Annotated in this window: 17 protein-coding genes; 8 read left to right on the top strand and 9 right to left on the bottom strand. The window is 69.2% G+C overall.

What is annotated here, in order from left to right:
* Positions 1–192 precede the first annotated feature (192 nt).
* Both AC1DK9_RS05380 and AC1DK9_RS05375 read left to right on the top strand, forming a co-directional pair.
* Entirely contained in the window at positions 193–1,296 is a 1,104-nt protein-coding gene (locus tag AC1DK9_RS05380; protein ID WP_175322930.1) for an LLM class flavin-dependent oxidoreductase, read from the top strand.
* Positions 1,296–1,793, top strand: coding sequence for a MarR family winged helix-turn-helix transcriptional regulator (locus AC1DK9_RS05375; protein WP_476915218.1), 498 nt, complete (start codon positions 1,296–1,298; stop codon positions 1,791–1,793). Before AC1DK9_RS05380 ends, AC1DK9_RS05375 begins: the two co-directional genes overlap by 1 nt.
* Positions 1,794–1,814: 21 nt before the next feature.
* Here AC1DK9_RS05375 and AC1DK9_RS05370 read toward each other — a convergent pair whose 3' ends face one another.
* The 3 genes from AC1DK9_RS05370 to AC1DK9_RS05360 form a co-directional block, all read right to left on the bottom strand.
* A complete protein-coding gene (locus AC1DK9_RS05370) occupies positions 1,815–2,621 on the bottom strand; it encodes a transglutaminase-like domain-containing protein (protein WP_476915217.1) in 807 nt (268 codons plus the stop codon).
* A gap of 85 nt (positions 2,622–2,706) precedes the next feature.
* On the bottom strand, positions 2,707–3,531 hold the full coding sequence (locus AC1DK9_RS05365) for a hypothetical protein (RefSeq protein ID WP_476915216.1): 825 nt from the start codon (positions 3,529–3,531) through the stop codon (positions 2,707–2,709).
* 30 nt (positions 3,532–3,561) lie between these two features.
* Entirely contained in the window at positions 3,562–4,914 is a 1,353-nt protein-coding gene (locus AC1DK9_RS05360; protein ID WP_476915215.1) for a M20/M25/M40 family metallo-hydrolase, read from the bottom strand.
* Between the two features lie 84 nt (positions 4,915–4,998).
* On the opposite strand from AC1DK9_RS05360, the gene AC1DK9_RS05355 reads away from it, so the two are divergent.
* On the top strand, positions 4,999–5,673 hold the full coding sequence (locus AC1DK9_RS05355) for a DUF1684 domain-containing protein (protein ID WP_476915214.1): 675 nt from the start codon (positions 4,999–5,001) through the stop codon (positions 5,671–5,673).
* Between the two features lie 3 nt (positions 5,674–5,676).
* Positions 5,677–6,198 (top strand): GtrA family protein, encoded by a 522-nt coding sequence (locus tag AC1DK9_RS05350; protein ID WP_476915213.1) that lies wholly within the window; start codon positions 5,677–5,679, stop codon positions 6,196–6,198.
* A 70-nt stretch (positions 6,199–6,268) separates the two neighbouring features.
* On the opposite strand, the gene AC1DK9_RS05345 is transcribed toward AC1DK9_RS05350, so the two are convergent.
* From AC1DK9_RS05345 to AC1DK9_RS05320, 6 genes are all read right to left on the bottom strand, one after another.
* Entirely contained in the window at positions 6,269–7,423 is a 1,155-nt protein-coding gene (locus AC1DK9_RS05345; RefSeq protein ID WP_476915212.1) for a cysteine desulfurase family protein, read from the bottom strand.
* Between the two features lie 8 nt (positions 7,424–7,431).
* A complete protein-coding gene (gene nadC / locus AC1DK9_RS05340; protein WP_476862697.1) occupies positions 7,432–8,382 on the bottom strand; it encodes a carboxylating nicotinate-nucleotide diphosphorylase in 951 nt (316 codons plus the stop codon).
* A complete protein-coding gene (locus tag AC1DK9_RS05335) occupies positions 8,379–10,217 on the bottom strand; it encodes an L-aspartate oxidase (protein ID WP_476915211.1) in 1,839 nt (612 codons plus the stop codon). Before AC1DK9_RS05335 ends, nadC begins: the two co-directional genes overlap by 4 nt.
* Complete coding sequence (gene nadA, locus AC1DK9_RS05330) at positions 10,214–11,539, bottom strand: quinolinate synthase NadA (RefSeq protein ID WP_476915210.1); 1,326 nt, start codon at positions 11,537–11,539, stop codon at positions 10,214–10,216. The genes AC1DK9_RS05335 and nadA overlap by 4 nt, the downstream gene beginning before the upstream one ends.
* Complete coding sequence (locus tag AC1DK9_RS05325) at positions 11,536–12,252, bottom strand: NUDIX hydrolase (RefSeq protein WP_476862933.1); 717 nt, start codon at positions 12,250–12,252, stop codon at positions 11,536–11,538. The genes nadA and AC1DK9_RS05325 overlap by 4 nt, the downstream gene beginning before the upstream one ends.
* 152 nt (positions 12,253–12,404) lie before the next feature.
* Positions 12,405–12,878, bottom strand: coding sequence for an Lrp/AsnC family transcriptional regulator (locus AC1DK9_RS05320; RefSeq protein ID WP_476862694.1), 474 nt, complete (start codon positions 12,876–12,878; stop codon positions 12,405–12,407).
* Positions 12,879–13,051: 173 nt separating this feature from the next.
* On the opposite strand from AC1DK9_RS05320, the gene AC1DK9_RS05315 reads away from it, so the two are divergent.
* The 4 genes from AC1DK9_RS05315 (at position 13,052) to AC1DK9_RS05300 (ending at position 17,027) form a co-directional block, all read left to right on the top strand.
* A complete protein-coding gene (locus AC1DK9_RS05315; protein WP_476915209.1) occupies positions 13,052–14,452 on the top strand; it encodes an amino acid permease in 1,401 nt (466 codons plus the stop codon).
* Positions 14,453–14,631: 179 nt separating this feature from the next.
* Positions 14,632–15,669 carry a thiamine pyrophosphate-dependent enzyme gene (locus AC1DK9_RS05310; RefSeq protein ID WP_476862692.1) on the top strand — a complete coding sequence of 346 codons (1,038 nt, stop codon included), beginning with the start codon at positions 14,632–14,634 and terminating at the stop codon, positions 15,667–15,669.
* Between the two features lie 52 nt (positions 15,670–15,721).
* Positions 15,722–16,705, top strand: coding sequence for an alpha-ketoacid dehydrogenase subunit beta (locus AC1DK9_RS05305; protein WP_476915245.1), 984 nt, complete (start codon positions 15,722–15,724; stop codon positions 16,703–16,705).
* Positions 16,698–17,027, top strand: a complete 330-nt coding sequence (locus AC1DK9_RS05300; protein WP_056426240.1) for a biotin/lipoyl-containing protein — start codon at positions 16,698–16,700, stop codon at positions 17,025–17,027. The genes AC1DK9_RS05305 and AC1DK9_RS05300 overlap by 8 nt, the downstream gene beginning before the upstream one ends.
* Positions 17,028–17,031: the final 4 nt, after the last annotated feature.

Raw genomic sequence — 17,031 nt, 5'->3', positions numbered from 1 at the left:
ACTTTCCGGGCGGGCTGGGCATTGGGCGGCCAGCCGACTGATTGCATCCTAGGTCCGGGCCCCGCGGCCGCCCCGCAGGCGAGGGAATATCGCGGCGTGGCGGACGTTATAGTCGGTGATAGATGCAAATGCATGTAAATCGGCTATAGTAGAAGCAGTTACCGGAAGTCTCCGGCCCCGGAAAGGAACACCATGCAGATCGGCGTATTCAGCGTCAGCGACATCACTACCGACCCCACCACGGGCCGCACTCCCACGGAACACGAGCGCATCAAGGCCTCGGTTGCCATCGCCAAGAAGGTCGAAGAGATCGGCATGGACGTCTACGCCATCGGCGAGCACCACAACCGGCCGTTCTTCTCCTCCTCCCCCACCACCACGCTCGCCTACATCGCGGCGCAGACGGAGCGGATCATCCTCTCCACCGCCACCACGCTGATCACCACCAACGACCCGGTCAAGATCGCCGAGGACTTCGCGATGCTCCAGCACCTTGCCGACGGCCGGGTGGACCTGGTTCTGGGCCGCGGCAACACGGCCCCCGTCTACCCCTGGTTCGGCAAGAACATCCAGGACGGGATCGAGCTCGCCATCGAGAACTACTCCCTGCTCCGCCGGCTCTGGGACGAGGACACCGTCAACTGGTCCGGCAAGCACCGCACCCCGTTGCAGAACTTCACCTCCACGCCGCGCCCGCTCGACGGCGTCGCCCCCTTTGTCTGGCACGGCTCGATCCGCACCCCGCAGATCGCCGAAGTAGCGGCGTACTACGGCGACGGCTTCTTCGCCAACAACATTTTCTGGCCCAAGGAGCACTACCAGCAGCTGATTGGCCTCTACCGCGAACGCTACGAGCACTACGGCCACGGCAAGGCGGACCAGGCGATCGTGGGCCTCGGCGGCCAGTTCTTCATGCGGAAGAACTCCCAGGACGCCGTGAAGGAGTTCCGCCCGTACTTCGACAACGCCCCCGTCTACGGCCACGGCCCCTCGCTTGAGGACTTCACCTCGCAGACCCCGCTCACGGTGGGCAGCCCGCAGGAAGTCATCGAGAAGACTCTGACCTTCCGTGAGTACTTCGGCGACTACCAGCGCCAGCTGTTCCTGATCGACCACGCCGGCCTGCCGCTGAAGACCGTGCTGGAACAGTTGGACCTGTTCGGCGAGGAAGTCCTGCCGGTGCTCCGCAAGGAATACGCGGAGAAGACCCCGGCCCACGTTCCCGAACCGCCGACGCACGCCGGACGCGTGGCCGCCTCGCTGGCAGCCCGTGAAGCCGCCCCGCAGGACGCCTGATGTCCGCGAAAGCAGGCACTGATGCCGCCGCCGCCGACCAGACACCGGGGCCAGCCTCCCCGGTGCGGCTGGCGGCGCAGACCTGGGAATCCCTGTTCCGTGCCCAGGTCGCCGTGATGCGGCGGCTGCAGGCCGGCCCGGCCTTCAAGTCCCTGGCCCTGAACGAGTACGACGTGCTCTTCACCCTCTCCCGCTGCCCGTCCGGCTGGCTGCGCCAGAATGAGCTCAACGACCATGTGCTGCTCAGCCAGTCGAGCCTGAGCCGGCTGGTGGAGCGGCTCGAGAAGCGCGGCCTCGTGGAACGCAGGCCAGCCCCCGACGACGGCCGCGGCGTGCTGATCCGGCTCACCGACGCCGGGCGGGAGCTGCAGAAGACGATCGGGCGCGAGCATGTCCGCGACATCGCCGCCCTGGTGGGCCCGGCTCTCACACCGGCCGAGCAGGAGGAGTTGCTCCGGCTGACGGACAAGCTGAGGGCTTCGGTCTCGGGCCGCTAGTTGGTGCTGCAACCAGCGCCACTAGCGGATGGCGACCAGCGCTGCAGGGTCCTCGGCCGGAAGCTCGCCGGTGACGGTGGCGGTGACCTTCAGTTCCTTCAGCAAGAGGCTGCCGCCCACGGTGGACAGGAACGCGGTGTCCGAGGAATCCCGGCCGGCGGTAATCCGGAGCATGCTCTCCCGGGGCGCGAGGCCGGTGGGGTCGATGACGTGCCAGGCGCCATTGACGTGGGCTTCGGCCACGGCGTGGAAGTCCATCGGAGTCAGTCCCGGCGCGTAGACGGCGGCCAGCCGCGCCGGGACGTTCTTGGACCGCAACAAAGAAATGGCCAGGTGCGCGAAGTCCCGGCAGACGCCGCGCCGGTGCAGCAGCGTCTCGACGGCGCCGTCGGTGCCGCGGGACGATCCGCTGACGTAGCGCAGTTCGCTGAAGACCCAGTCCCGCACGGCGTGCAGGAGCTCCGCGCCGTCCAGGCCGCCGAACTCGGCGTAGGCGGTCGGGAGCAGCCGGTCGGATTCGGCGTAGCGGCTGGGCCTGACGTAGCGGATGAGTTCCATCAGCCCGGGTTCCTCCGGGACGGCGAACCCGTTGACGGTGGCCCTGTACTCCACCAGCACCTCTGTTGGTTCGGCGAATTCCATGTAGTGGAAGCGGCCGCCGTGGTGGTCCGAGAGCTCCGTCAGGGCCACGTCCTCGCCGCCGGCCGTCACGGACAGCGACTCCTCGAAGCTGCTGTAGCCGGGGTTGCGGGCAACGGCCACCGCCATCGCGACCTTTGTATCGGCCACGGTCTTGAAGGCCAGGCGTGCGGACACGATGCGTTCCATGAATCTCCGGAGGGTGCGAGCGAGGCCGCTGGATTCTCAGCGGAAGGGCAGTGTCCCGGGCAGCCGCAGTACCGGCCCGGCGGGACTAGTTTTTGATCTTCAGCGACATTAGCATCCGCTGGACGTTGGCGAATTCCGAGCCTTCGTTGACGTATTTGTCCGCTTGTCCCAGCGTGTCAAAGGACTTGGCCGGTGCCACTCTCTGGTCCGGAGCGAACGCCTTCAGCTCCACCAGGTCGCCGAAAGAGTAATCGCCCTTGCCTTCCGGGCCGCGGACGACGTTCCGCAGGGCGCAGGATTTCCCGCCCGCACCGCCAACCACGTTGGTGATGCCGTAAGAGCCGAAGTACTTGTAGCCCTGGATCACCCTGAATACCACGTGCGGGTCGATAGTTCCTTCCCCGTCCAGGTGCGCCAGTTCCACGGGAACGCTGCTGACCACGACATACTGTTTGGCCGCTTTTGCCTTGCACGCGGCCGCCGGCTGCGGCCTGAGTCCGGTCTGCAATGTGGCCAGGTACCGGCCGTCCGGGTCCTTGACCTCGATCTTCAGCGCCCCCGGCAGTGTGCCCTGCGCCGGGGTGACCGACTGGGCAATCCATTCCTGCGGCAGTTCGAAACTGACGTTCTTGCCGGGATCGGAGTACGTCTTCCAGGCCGCGGCCGTCGCACCGGCCGTCGCACCCGCCGTGGCGGAGGCTCCGGCGGAGGCCGTGCCCGTGACAGACCCGCCCGGGCTGGCCGCCGATGACCCGCCGGCGGAGGGAGCCGCCGTCGAGCTTCCGCTTGGGCCGCCCGCCGTCCAGCCCGGGGCGCCCTTGCCTTCGCTGCTGCAGCCTGCGAGCGCACCGGCGGTGAGCGCCAGCGCAGCGGTAATCCGGAGTCCGCGGGAGAGAACCGTGCCAGTCATGGTGCCAGCGTAGCCGGGGCCTGGTCCGGTTTAGAGCCTCCGGATCAGCGTTTCGTAGAAGCGGACGCCGCGGCCCAGGGTCTCAAGCGAGATCTTCTCGTCGACGGCGTGGATGGTGCCACGGTCCGCTGCGTCCATAGCGAAGGGCGCAAACCGGTACACCGAGTCGGAGATCCGGGTGAAGCGGCGCGAATCCGTCCCGCCCATCATGATGTACGGCGTGATGATCGCCTCCGGGAAGATCTCGGAGATGCAGTCCTCCAGCAGCTGCCACTGCGGACCAACTGAGGCGGACACCGGCGTGGGCTCATTGCCCTCCACCACCCGCAGTTCCACCTTCGGATCCCGGATGACCTTCCGCAGCCGCTCCACGGTCCCGGCCACGGTGTCGCCGACGGCCACCCGGATGTTGGCGTTCGCCCTGGCCGTAGCGGCGAGCACGTTGGCGCCGGCACTGCCTTCCAGGGTGGTGATGGCTACGGTGGTGCGGGTCATCGCGTTGGTTTCGTTCCCCAGCCGGCCGAAGAGCCACGTCATCGGAACCTTGAGCAGCGACAGATTCGCGAACGCCACCCGCAGCGGGCCCGGTGCGTGCGGCCCGAAGCGCCGGAGCATCTCCGCGGTCACCTCCGGGAGGCGCTGCGGGAAGGGGTTCTGCTCGATCCTGGTGATTGCGCGCGCCAGCCGCGCCGTCGCTCCCATCCGGGGCGGCGTCGAGGCGTGTCCCCCGGGGTCCCGGGTCAGCAGCTCGACATCCAGGATCCCCTTTTCGGCCACGCCGACGACGGCGGCCGGCCGGCTCACGCCGGGAAACGCGCCGCCCGCCACGGCACCGCCTTCGTCCAGCACCAGCCAGGGCCGCACCCCGCGGCCGGCCAGGAGGTCCACCGCCGCTGCGGCACTGTCGCCCGCGGTCTCCTCGTTGTTTCCGAAGGAGAAGTAAATGTCGTGCTCAGGAGCGAAACCGTCACCGAGCAGGGCTTCCGCGGCCTCCAGGATGGCGACGAGCTGGCCCTTGTCGTCCAGGGTGCCGCGGCCCCAGAGGTGGGTTCCATCGCTGTGACCGGAGAACGGCGGGTGGGTCCACGCCTGCTCGTCCCCCGCCGGAACCACGTCGTAGTGGGCCATCAACACCGTGGCGCCGCTGCCGGGCTCCGCCGCCGTGCCGGGCCAGCGGAACAGCAGGGCCGCGCCGTTAACACGCTCCACCTCCAGGGCCGCGTGCACCGCAGGATAGAGCAGGGGCAGCGCCGCGAGGAAGGCCTCGAACTCGTCGGCGTCCACCTCGGCCGGGACCCGGGAGGAAACGGTGCGGAAGCGGACGAGTTCGGCGAGCGAGGCTGCGGCGCGGCGGGCTGATTCGTCGGGGGCGGTGTTGTGCATGCGGGCAGTCTACGACCCGCCGCCGGCGCTCCGGGGGCACGGCCCGCCGCAAACCGGGCAGCTAAACAGGGCTAGGCTGGTGGGATGGCTGAACAGCATTTTGACGGAGAAGACATTGGTGCGGCCGACGGCGTCGCGGGGATGTCCGCCGTCGACATCGCGGATTGGCGGCTCCGGACCTTCGCGCTCTACGCCGCCGTGCGTAAGATCGCTGCGGACAGCCCGGCCGAAGCCCACTCCTACTGGCGGCAGGAGAGGGACCGGATGTTCGGCACCCACCCCGCCTCGCCGCTGACCGCAGAGGCCAAGGCGAACTTCGGCGGCCTCCGGACCGCGGACTACGACCCGATCTACCGCTTCCACGTCCCCATCACGAAAGAGGGCGCCGGACGGGAGATGAACGTCGAAACCGGAACCGACGGCGTCGTCCGCTTTGTCAGGCTGGGCACCTTCGACCTGCCCGAGATGGGCCAGCTGGCGGTCTGGAAGCTCAACGGCTACGGCGGCGGCATCTTCGTGCCGTTCCGCGACGCCACTGCCGGCCAGCCCGGCGGCAGCTACGGCGCGGGCCGCTACCTGCTGGACACGATCAAGGGCGCCTTCCACGGCGTCAACGGTTCCGGGCCCGACGCCGAATTTGTGTTGGACTTCAACTTCGCCTACAACCCGTCCTGCGCCTACAACGAGGCCTGGGCCTGCCCCCTGGCAGGACCCGCCAACCGCCTCGCCGTGGACATCCCGGTCGGCGAGCTGTACTAGCGGATGGAGTCGCAGCTACAACAGGAGCAGCCCGCCCCGTCCGTTCCGCCGGACACCGCCCCACTCCTCCCGGCCTCTCCCCCGCAGGCGTCGCCGCGGCGCCGCCACCGGGGCGTGCTCCGCTATCCCGTGGTCCGTCAGCTGCTGCGCTTCACCGGCGTCGGCGTCGTGTGCACGGTGTCCTCGCTGGCGCTGTACGCCTTCCTGCGGCCGTGGATCGGGCCGCAGCCTGCCAACGCGGCGGCGCTGATCATCACTTCGCTGATGAATACCGCGCTGAACCGGCGGCTGACGTTCAAAATTACCGAGCGCCACCGGATGAAGCGCGACCACCTCAACGGGCTGATCGTGATCGCCGTCGCCCTGCTGATTACCGGCGGCAGCCTCGGCATCCTGCACTGGCTCAACCCGGACGCCACCGTGGCCGACGAGCTCTGGACCACCACCCTGTCCGGATTCCTGGCCACGGCGGTGCGGTTCACCATGCTGCGGCACTGGATCTTCCGCCGCGCCCGGCACCGCTAGCCGGTTGCTCTCTCACTTATGGGTGTTCCGGCGCCTCCGGAGCAGCCATAAGTGAGAGAGGAACGCGGGCTCAGGCGCCCAGGGACCGGACGCTGCCGACGGCGCTGTGCACCGCTGCCGCCGCTTCGCGCAGCTCGGGTGCGGTAATGGACGATTCGAAGCTGAAGCGCACGGCGGTCTGCGCCACCTCCGCGCTGATTCCCATCGCCAGCAGCACGGGCGAGGGCTCATCGGAACCCGCGGCGCAGGCCGAACCGCTGGAGCAGATAACGCCCTGCCGCTCGAGCTCCAGCAGCACCGACTCACCGCTGGTTCCCGGGAAGCAGAAGGACGCCACCGAAGGCAGCCGCTCGTCCGGATGGCCGGTCAGTACGGCCCCGGGCACTCCGGCCAGGACGGCGGAAATGAAGTCATCACGCAGTGCGGCCACCCTGGCGGAAGCCGCCGGCTGCGAGGTCCCGGCGAGGGTCAACGCCGTCGCCAGGGCCACGGCACCGGCAACGTTTTCGGTGCCCGAGCGGCGGCCGCGTTCCTGGCCGCCGCCGTGGATCAGCGGCTCCATTCGGGTCCGGCTGCGCACGAACAGCGCCCCGCAGCCTTTCGGGGCGCCCAGCTTGTGGCCGGAGAGGCTCAGGGCGTCGACGCCCAGCTCGCGCGTGTCGAGGGAGAGCCAGCCGGCGGCCTGCACGGCGTCGCTGTGCAGCGGGACACCCTGGCTGCGGGCCAGGGCCGCGAGCCGGGCCACGGGCTGCACCGTGCCGACCTCATTGTTGGCGTACATGATGCTCACCAGCGCGGTCTCCGGCCGGAGCACGGCGGCGAGCGCCTGCTCGGTGACCTGCCCGTAGCGGCCCACCGGGATCACGTCGACGGCAAAGCCGTGGACCCGTTCGAGGTACCTGGCGGATTCTTCCACCGCAGGATGTTCGACGGCGCTGATCGCCACCCGGTCCAGGCGCGGGTCCGAGGCGCGCCTGGCCAGAGCGATGCCTTTCACGGCGAGGTTGTCCGCTTCCGTGCCGCCGGAGGTGAAGACGACTTCGCCCGGCCGGCAACCCAGGGCCCTCGCGGTCGCCTCCCGCGCTCCGGCGAGCGCCACGGCGGCGGCCTCCCCGAGCGAGTGGTGGCTGGAGGGGTTGCCAAAGTCGCCGCTGAGGTACGGCCACATGGCTTCGAGCACCTCCCGGCGAACCGGGGTGGTGGCGGCGGCGTCAAGGAAGATCACGGAATTCCTCAGCCGGCCGCCGGGCCGGCTCCCCGGTCAGCCTCGGTAGCCACGGCGGCTTCCAGTTCGACATCGAGGCCCAGGTCCAGGGCGGTGACGCTGTGGGTGAGCGCGCCGATCGAGATGACGTCCACCCCGGTCGCGGCGATCCCTGCCACCGTGGCGAGGCTGACGTTGCCGCTGGCCTCCACCCGGGCCCGCCCTGCGACCAGCTCCACGCCGTCGGCGAGCTCGATCAGCGAGAAGTTGTCCAGCATGATGGTGTCCACGCCGGCGGCCAGCACGGGCTCGATCTGCTCCATGCTGTCCACCTCCACCTCGAAATGCGTGGTGTGCCCCAGCCGTGCCTTGGCGTCCCGCAGCACCGTGGTCAGCTTCGCTGGGTCTCCCCCGGTGAGCACGGCCAGGTGGTTGTCCTTGGCCAGGACCGCGTCCGAGAGGCTGAAGCGGTGGTTGGCCCCGCCGCCGCAGCGGACCGCGTAGCGCTCCAGCACCCTCAGCCCGGGCGTGGTCTTCCGGGTGTCGGTGATCCGGGCGCGGGTGCCTGCAACCAGCGCGACGAATTCCGCGGTCCGCGTGGCGATGGCGCTCATCCGCTGCACGAGGTTCAGGGCCACCCGCTCTGCCAGCAGCACACCCCGGGCGTCGCCGGTCACCCGGGCCAGCGCCGTGCCGGCTTCAAAGGAGTCACCGTCGGCCACGAGCAGTTCGACGACGGCGGACGGGTCCGCCAGCTTCATCGCTGCGGCGAACACCTCGCCGCCGCTGAGCACGCCTGGCACCCGCGCGGCCAGCACCGCCGTGGCGCGGGCCCCGGCGGGGATGAGGGTCTGCGAGGTGATGTCGCCGTACGGGGAGTCCTCCTGCAGTGCGGTCCGCAATACGGCATCGACGGCGGCCGCCGGGAGGGTTCCCGCGAGGGCGGTGGGGGCCTGCGTTTCCTGGGTGGTGGCAGTCATGAGGAAATCCTTTGCTTTTGACGGGATACGGCGGCGTGCCGGTACCCGTGTGTTGCGGCGGGAGGGGTGGATCGGGCCGGCGCTGCGAGCATCGCCGGGAGGCTGACATCGGCCTGCCGGGAGGCTGCGTCTGCGTCCGCGCGGAAGTGGGCGCCGAGTGAGCCGCTTCTGGCCCGGGCGGCCTGCACCAGCAACCCGGCGGCCAGGAGCAGGTTCCGGTCCTCGTGCTCCCGCGGATCCAGCATGTCCGGCACTTCTTCAGGACGGACGACGGCGGCCCACTCGGCCAGCTGCACGGCGGCACCATCGAGGTCAACCCCCGAACGCAGGACCCCGGCATGCGAGGTCATCAACCGCCCCAGAACCTCCCGCGAAAACGGTTCGGGAACAGACTCCGGCCCAGACCTCACAACAACTTCGGGCACCGCCGCGGAGGTTCCTTCCTTGGAGGAGCCGCGCAAGGGTGCTGCGGAAGCGTGCGTCAAAGGGAGGCCGGCCGCGGCCGAGCTAGCACGCGGAGCAGTGCCGTTGTGCGGAACTTCGCCGCGCAGGAAGTCCTCCACAGCCCGGCGCCCGAACACCAGGCCCTCCAGCAGTGAATTGCTGGCCAGCCGGTTGGCGCCCTGGACGCCCGTGCAGGCGACCTCTCCCGCGGCGTAGAGCCCCGGTACCGAGGTGCGTCCCCGATGGTCGGTGGCGACCCCGCCCATCCAGTAGTGCGCGGCAGGGGATACGGGCAGCGGTTCGGTGGTCCAGTCGTAGCCGGCGGCGCGGGTGGCCGCGTTGATGGTGGGGAACCGCCCGGCCAGGAAACCCGTTCCGCGCCGGGCCTCGATCCCCCGGGCGTCCAGATACACCGGGCTGTCCGCCGGGAGCCCGGCGGCCGCCAGGTGCAGGGCAATGCTGCGGGAGACGACGTCGCGCGGGGCCAGTTCCGCATCCGGGTGGTAGTCGGGCATGAAACGGTAGCCCGCCGCGTCCAGCACCACCGCACCCTCGCCGCGCACCGCTTCGGAGATCAGCAGCGCCGGCGGTCCGCCCGGCAGTTCGGCGGCAGCGAGCGTGGTCGGGTGGAACTGGAAGAACTCGAGGTCGCGGACGTCGGCGCCGGCGCGCCAAGCCAGGGCGAGGCCGTCGGCGGTGGCGACCGAGGGGTTGCTGGTGCGGGCGAAGAGCCGCCCGGCGCCGCCCGTGGCGATCAGTACGGCGTCGGCGTCGAGATGCTTCAGCTCCCCGCCGGCGAGGTAGGCGACGCCGGTGACGGCGCCCGAAGCGGCGCCTTTCGCCTGGCTGCCGCCTCCGGTGAGCAGCTCGGTGACGAAGGCGCCGGTCTCCACCCGCAGCCTGCCCTGCTCGGCGCGCTGCAGCACGGCCGCCACCAGCGCGCGGGCAATGCGGGCGCCGGTAGCGTCGCCGCCGGCGTGCAGGATGCGGGCCGCGGAATGCGCAGCTTCCAGCCCCAGCGCCGGTCCGCTGTCGGGAAGCGCGTCGAATTCCACGCCGAAGCGGCGCAGCCCGGCGATATCCCGGACGGCCTCGGTGCAAAGGATCCGCACCGCGTCCGGGTCATTGTGCCCGGCACCGGCGGCGAGGGTGTCGGCGATGTGCGCCGCCACGGAATCGCCCGGCGCGGCCTCCCCCGGCGCCAGTACGGCGGAGACGCCGCCCTGGGCGTAGAAGGTGTTGCTCTGCTCCAGCGCCCCCTTTGTCAGGAGCACCACCTCGGCCCCGGGTGCCGCGCCGGCGCTGCCCGGATGGGAACCTTGCTCGGAGGCGAGCAGAGCCGCGTACAGTCCGGCGATCCCGCTGCCGACGACGACGAGCCGCCTGGTCACGGCCGCGCCGCCAGCATGCGCTCCAACGCGACGCGGGCGGGGGCCGCGACGTCGTCCGCCACCGTGATGCGGTTGACCACCTCGCCGCGGACCAAGGACTCCAGCACCCACGCTAGGTAGCCCGGGTGGATGCGGTACATGGTGGAGCAGGGGCAGATCACCGGGTCCAGGCAGAAGATGGTGTGCTGCGGGTATTCGGCGGCGAGCCGGTTCACCAGGTTGATCTCGGTGCCGACGGCGAAGACGGTGGGCTCCGTGGCGGCGGCGATGGCCTTGCGGATGAAGTCGGTGGAGCCGGCGGAGTCCGCGGCGTCGACCACCTCCATCGGGCACTCCGGGTGCACGATGACCTGCACGCCCGGGAAATCGGCCCGTGCCTTCTCAATCTGGGCGACGTTGAAACGCTTGTGCACGGAGCAAAAGCCGTGCCAGAGGATTACCCGGGAGTCCTGCAGCGCCTGCTCGTCGTTGCCGCCAAGCTCCCTGCGCGGATTCCACATCGGCATCTGCTCCAGCGGCACGCCCATGGCTTTGGCGGTGTTCCGTCCCAGGTGCTGGTCCGGGAAGAACAGCACACGCTGGCCCCGCTCGAACGCCCACTCCAGCACCGTGGCGGCGTTCGAGGAGGTGCAGACGATGCCGCCGTGCTCGCCGCAGAAGCCCTTGAGCGCGGCCGAGGAGTTCATGTAGGTGACCGGGATGACGGGCACCTTGCCGTCGGCGTCGGGCTCCGTGCCGAAAAGTTCTTCCAGCTGTTCCCAGCACTCGGTGACCGAATCGATGTCCGCCATGTCCGCCATCGAGCAGCCCGCGGCGAGGTTGGGCAGGATTACGGCCTGCTCCGGCCGGGAGAGGATGTCCGCGGTTTCGGCCATGAAGTGCACGCCGCAGAAAATGATCGCCTCGGCGTCGGGCCGGGTCAGCGCCGCGTTGGCGAGCTGGAAGGAGTCGCCCACGAAGTCGGCGTATTCCACCACCTCGTCGCGCTGGTAGAAGTGGCCCAGGATGACGGCACGGTCGCCCAGGGCCGCCTTGGCGGCCCGGATCCGGGTGTCCAGTTCTGCGTCGTCGGCGATGCGGTACTCCTCCGGGAGCTGGCCCTGACGCGGCGTGGACCGGGGGGCGACGTCGGCTGCCGAGGCGCCGGGGCCGTAGGCGGGCACACCGGCGAGGGCCTCGGCGAGGTCGTAGTCCCAGGGGCCCCGGGCGAGCGCCGGGCTGCAGGTGGACCCCGCAGCTGCAATGCCCGTGGCGCTGGCTGTTGCCTGGCTTGTGGCCGCCTCGCGCGTGATCAGCTGGATCGCCGTGTTGACGCTGCTCATGGTGTGCTCCTGTTGTCTGGATCGAGGCCGGGGCGGCCGGTGAAGCGGTAGAGGCGGGGCGGGCGGTGCTTGCCGCCTTGGAGGTACTCGTCGGTTTCTTCGATTTCCGGGGCGGCTTTGATCTGGCGGCGGAAGTTCGCCGGATCCAGCTCGCGGTCCAGGACTGCCTCATAGACTTCGCGGACCTGGGCCAGGGTGAAGTATTCGCCGAGGAGGTGGTAGGCGATTGAGCCGTAGGCCATCTTGTTCCGCAGCCGCCAAAGCGCGTACTCGATGATTGCGTTGTGGTCGAAGGCCAGTTCGCCAAGCCGGTCGGCCCGGAACCAGCGGACGTTTTCCGATTCGTCGGCGAGCGCAGCCTCGGTGGGCTGGACCAGCGCCCAGTAGACGATCGACACCACCCGCTGGGTGGGCGAACGGTGCAGGCCGCCGAAGGCGTAAAGCTGTTCGAGGTAGTTTGGCGTCAGTCCGGTGGTCTCGCGCAGGTTCCGCGAGGCGGCGTCCTGGAGCGACTCGGAGTGCGTGAGCGGGCCACCGGGCAATGCCCAGAGCCCCTTGAACGGCTCCCGGATCCGGCGCACCAGCGGAATCCACAGCGTGGGGCGCCCGGAGCGTTCACTCGGGCGCAGGGCGAAGATCACCGTGGAGATGGCCAGCGACGGCGGCGCGAGCTGGCGCTCCGAGACGTTGGCTGGAGAGGTGTAGACGGTGATCGACCCCCGCGGTCCGGGATCCGGGCCTGTGGAGACTGCCCGGACGGTTCCGGCCCTACCGCCGGAGTAGTTATAGTCAAATTGACTATAACTAATTCTACGACGACGGCGGTCCGGCGCAAAATGTTGCGGTCCCGGGCCGGCCGCGCGGCCTACTGACCCTCCGCGGCGGCTTCCAGCAGCGGCAGGGTCCGGCCCTCGAAATGGGTGTTGAGCACGATCACGGAGGAAGACCGCAGCACCGTCCGGGTGGCGATCATCGCATCGAGCACCCGCTGCAGGTCCGAGTTGGAGCGGGCCGCAATCCGGGCCATCAGGTCCGAACTGCCGGACACGGTGTGGATCTCAATCAGCTCGGGAATCCGGGCCAAGGCCTCCACGACGGCGTCGTGGCCAAGATCCTGGTTGATGGTCAGGGAGCAGAACGCCACCACCGGGTAACCGAAGCGGGCCGGATCCGGCTGCGGCACCCAGGAGCCGATCACACCGTTCTCCTGCATCCGGTCCAGCCGCGACTGCACGGTGGCGCGGGCGACCTTCAGCACCCGGGACGCCTCCAGCACGGAAGCCCGCGGGAAGTCCGTGAAGAATCGGACAATCTTTGCGTCGAGCGGGTCAACGTTCACGGCGGTTTCCTTGCCTGCAGGGATTCAATAGCGCAAATCGTCACGATTCGGGCCGGATATTCAACAAACTGCCACCATGCTCTCACGCCGCCCGCGCGCAGGGGCATCCACGGGACGGTAAATTCAAATGGTCCCAAAAGGACAACTCCACCACCGTAAGAAGGTTCGCCAGCATGACAACGAAGTCCACCGCGGAGCGCCCGGCCCTGAAACTCGGCCACAGCATGAAGCCCCGGCAGCTCACCATGATGGGACTCGGCAGCGCCATTGGCGCCGGCCTGTTCCTCGGATCGGGGGCCGGAATCCAGGCCGCCGGGCCGGCCGTCCTGATCTCCTACCTGGTCGCGGGCACCCTGATCATCATCGTGATGTGGGCCCTCGGCGAGATGGCCGCCGCGAATCCGAACAGCGGCGCGTTCTCCGTCTACGCCGAAAAGGCGATGGGCAAGACCGCCGGCGCCACCGTGGGCTGGCTCTGGTGGCTGCAGCTCGTCGTCGTCATCGCAGCCGAAGCGCTCGGTGCGGCCGGGTTGCTCTTCACCATCTGGCCGGTGGTCCCGGTGTGGGGCCTCGCGCTGATCTTCATGGCGGTGTTCACGGCCATCAACCTCGCCGGGGTGAGGAACTTCGGCGAGTTCGAATTCTGGTTCGCGATCCTCAAGGTCGCCGCCATCCTGCTGTTCCTGGCCATCGGCGCGGCCCTGCTCTTCGGCTGGCTACCGGAGGTTCCCAGCCCGGGGCTGTCCAACATCACCGCCAACTTCGCCCCGGCGGGCCTTGGCGGCATCGCCGCGGCCTTGTTCGTGGTGATCTTCGCGTTCGGCGGCACGGAAATCGTCAGCGTCGCCGCGGCCGAGACGGAGGATCCCGAACGCAGCGTGGGTCACGCGATCCGCACCGTCGTCTGGCGGATCCTGGTGTTCTACATCGGCTCCGTATTCGTCATCGCCGCGGTGCTGCCGTCGACGTCGGCAGCACTGAAGTCGCCGTTCGCCGGCGTCCTGGACCTGGCCCGCATCCCCGGGGCCGGCGCCGCCATCACCCTGGTCGCCGTCGTCGCACTGCTTTCCGCCCTCAACGCGAACCTGTACGGGGCATCCCGGATGGCCTACTCGCTGTCCGTCCGCGGCGAAGCTCCCCGGTTCCTGTCCCGGCTCACCAGGACCCGCGTTCCGGTCATCGCGGTCAGCATCTCGGTGGCGTTCGGCTTCCTCGCCGCCGTACTCGAACTGCTGTTCCCGGAACGGATCCTGCCGGCGCTTTTCCAGCTGGTGGGCTCGACCTGTCTCGTGGTGTGGGGCTCGGCCCTGGTGTCGCAGCTGATCCTGCGGCGCCGGGCGGACCGCGCAGGCACGGTACTGCCGCTGCGGATGAAGGGGTTCCCGGGGATCACGATCTTCGGGCTGGTCCTCCTGGCCCTGATCTTCGCCGTCGGCTTCAGCAGCCCGGACAGCAGCAAGCAGCTCTTCAGCACCATGGCGCTGATCGCCGGCATTGCCGCCGCCTGCTGGATCGGCGCCCGGCTGAACCGGACCCGGACGCCCGACGAATCCCGGGCAGTCGAGCCCAAGTAGCTCGCATTAGGGGCCGTTTTGGTCGCTCATAACGGCCCCTACTGCCAGTCAGTTGGGTAACGCCTATAGCTGCACAAATTGCCACGTGCGGCGGCGGCTTGGCTAGCGTTCTTGCGCAGAATGGTCAGCGTTTCCTGAGCTGATTGCCTAGGACTTAGACCGTGACTAGGGTCACAGGCATGGAAACACTCCCCCTCGCGGTTTCCGGCGACGACGCCGGGCCGCTCACTCCCGCCCAGCTGCGCGAGCTCTACTCGCTGATGGTCGCGGTACGGCACCTGGACACCTCGGCGATCGCTTGGCAGCGGCAAGGCATCATTCCCGGCTACGCCCCGGAGCTCGGCCAGGAAGCCGCCCAGGTGGGCAGCGGCTACGCCGTGGACACCACCCGCGATTTCGTCTTCCCCACCTACCGTGAAATGGGCGTCGCCCGGACCATGGGCGTGGACATGGTGGGCTACATGTCCACCCACAAGGCCACCTGGCACGGCGGCCTCTACGACCCGATGCAGTCCCGCCTCGCCCCGATCCAGGCCGTAGTGGCCGGATCCGTGCTGCATGCCGTCGGCTGGGCCCACGGCCAGACCCTGGAACAGAAGGACGGCGTCGCCCTTACCTACTTCGGCGACGGCGCCTCCTCGCAGGGCGACGTCCACGAGGCCCTGAACTTTGCGGCCGTGATGAAGGCACCCGTGGTCTTCTTCGTGCAGAACAACGGCTGGGCCATCTCGGTTCCCACGGAACGCCAGGTGGCCGGCGGCTCCGTCGCCGCCCGCGCGGCCGGCTACGGCATGCCGGCGCTGCAGGTCGACGGCAACGACGTCGTCGCCGTCGTCGAAGCCACCCGCCGCGCCTTCGCACACGCCCGCTCCGGCAATGGCCCCGTGCTGATCGAGGCCATGACCTACCGGCGCGGCCCGCACTCGACCTCCGATGACCCCGGCCGCTACCGCTCCCTCGACGAGGAACGCGACAGCGCCGGCGAGGATCCGCTGGAGCGGCTCAAGCAGCGGCTGCTGGCGGACGGGATCGCCGGCGAGGAGTTCTTCGCCGAGGCCCTGGCCGCGGCCAAAGCCGAAGAGGAAGAGATCCGCACCGGCATCCAGGCCCTGGGCCCGCGCCCCGGAGCCGAAATGTTCGACCTGGTCTTCCAGGAAACCACCCCTGCCCTGCAGGCCCAGGCCGCCAACTGGCGCGAGGAGTCCGAACATGTCTAACTCGATTCTTGAAGGCGCAGCTGCCGCAGGTGACAGCACTGCCGATACGCCCATGACCGAAACCCTGTCCATGCAGCAGGCGCTCAACCGCGCGCTCGACGAGGTGCTGGCCGAGAACCCCAAGGCCGTCATCTTCGGCGAGGACTGCGGCCGCCTCGGCGGCGTCTTCCGGATTACCGACGGGCTGCAGGCCAAGCACGGCGCGCAGCGGGTCTTCGACACCCCGCTGGCGGAATCCGGCATCCTCGGCATGTCCGTGGGCCTGGCGATGGCCGGCTTCCACCCCATCCCGGAAGTTCAGTTCGACGGCTTCGCCTACCCGGCCATCAACCAGATCGTCTGCCAGATCGCCCGGATGAACTACCGCAGCCGCGGCACCCTGCCGATGCCGATCACCCTGCGCGTGCCCAGCTTTGGCGGCATCCGCGCGCCCGAACACCACGGCGAAAGCCTGGAGGCGCTCTTCGCCCACGTACCCGGGCTGAAAGTGGTCTCGCCGTCGAACCCGCACGAGGCCTACCACCTGCTCAAGCACGCCGCCACGCGGCCGGACCCGGTGATCTTCATGGAGCCGAAGTCCCGCTACTGGCAGAAGGGCGAGGTGGACGTAGCCAACCCCGGCACCCCCGAGGGCGCCAAGGTCATGCGCGAGGGCCGGCACCTGACCCTTGTGGCGTGGGGCGCCATGGTGGCGCGCTGCCTGCAGGTGGGGGAGCTCGCCGCCGAGGACGGGATCGACATCGAGGTCCTGGACCTGCGCTGGCTCAAGCCGATCGACGCCGAGGCGCTGGCCGCCTCCGTGAGCAAGACGCGCCGCGCCGTCGTCGTCCATGAGGCGCCGCTGACCTCAGGGCTGGGCGCCGAGGTGGCGCAGCTGATCACCCAGAGCTGCTTTGACACGCTCAAGGCACCGGTGGAGCGCGTGACCGGATTCGACGTCCCGTATCCCTCCGGCGACCTGGAGGACGAATACATCCCGAACATTGACCGGATCCTCTTCGGCATCCAGCGAGTATTGGAGTACAAACGTGGCTGAAATTTCCTTCCCGCTGCCGGATCTCGGCGAAGGGCTCATCGAGGCGACCGTGCTGGAATGGCTGGTTGCACCGGGCGACCAGGTGGAGCGGAACCAGCCGCTCGTGGAGGTCGAAACCACCAAGTCCGCCGTCGAATTGCCCAGCCCGCAGGCAGGTAAGGTAGTGCGTATCCACGGCGGGCCCGGCGACAAGATCAACGTCGGCGAGCCCCTGATCGTGTTCGAGGTGCCGGACAACACCGCCGGCATCGTGGGCACGGTCCCGAAGGAAGAGGCACCGAAGCGCCGGGTCCGCCTGAGCGCCGTACTTGATGAGGACTGACACC

The sequence above is a fragment of the Arthrobacter sp. 01T414 genome, assembly GCF_056398965.1.
The sequence above is the reverse complement of the archived record's forward strand: the minus strand, read 5'-3'. Positions and strand labels throughout refer to the sequence as shown.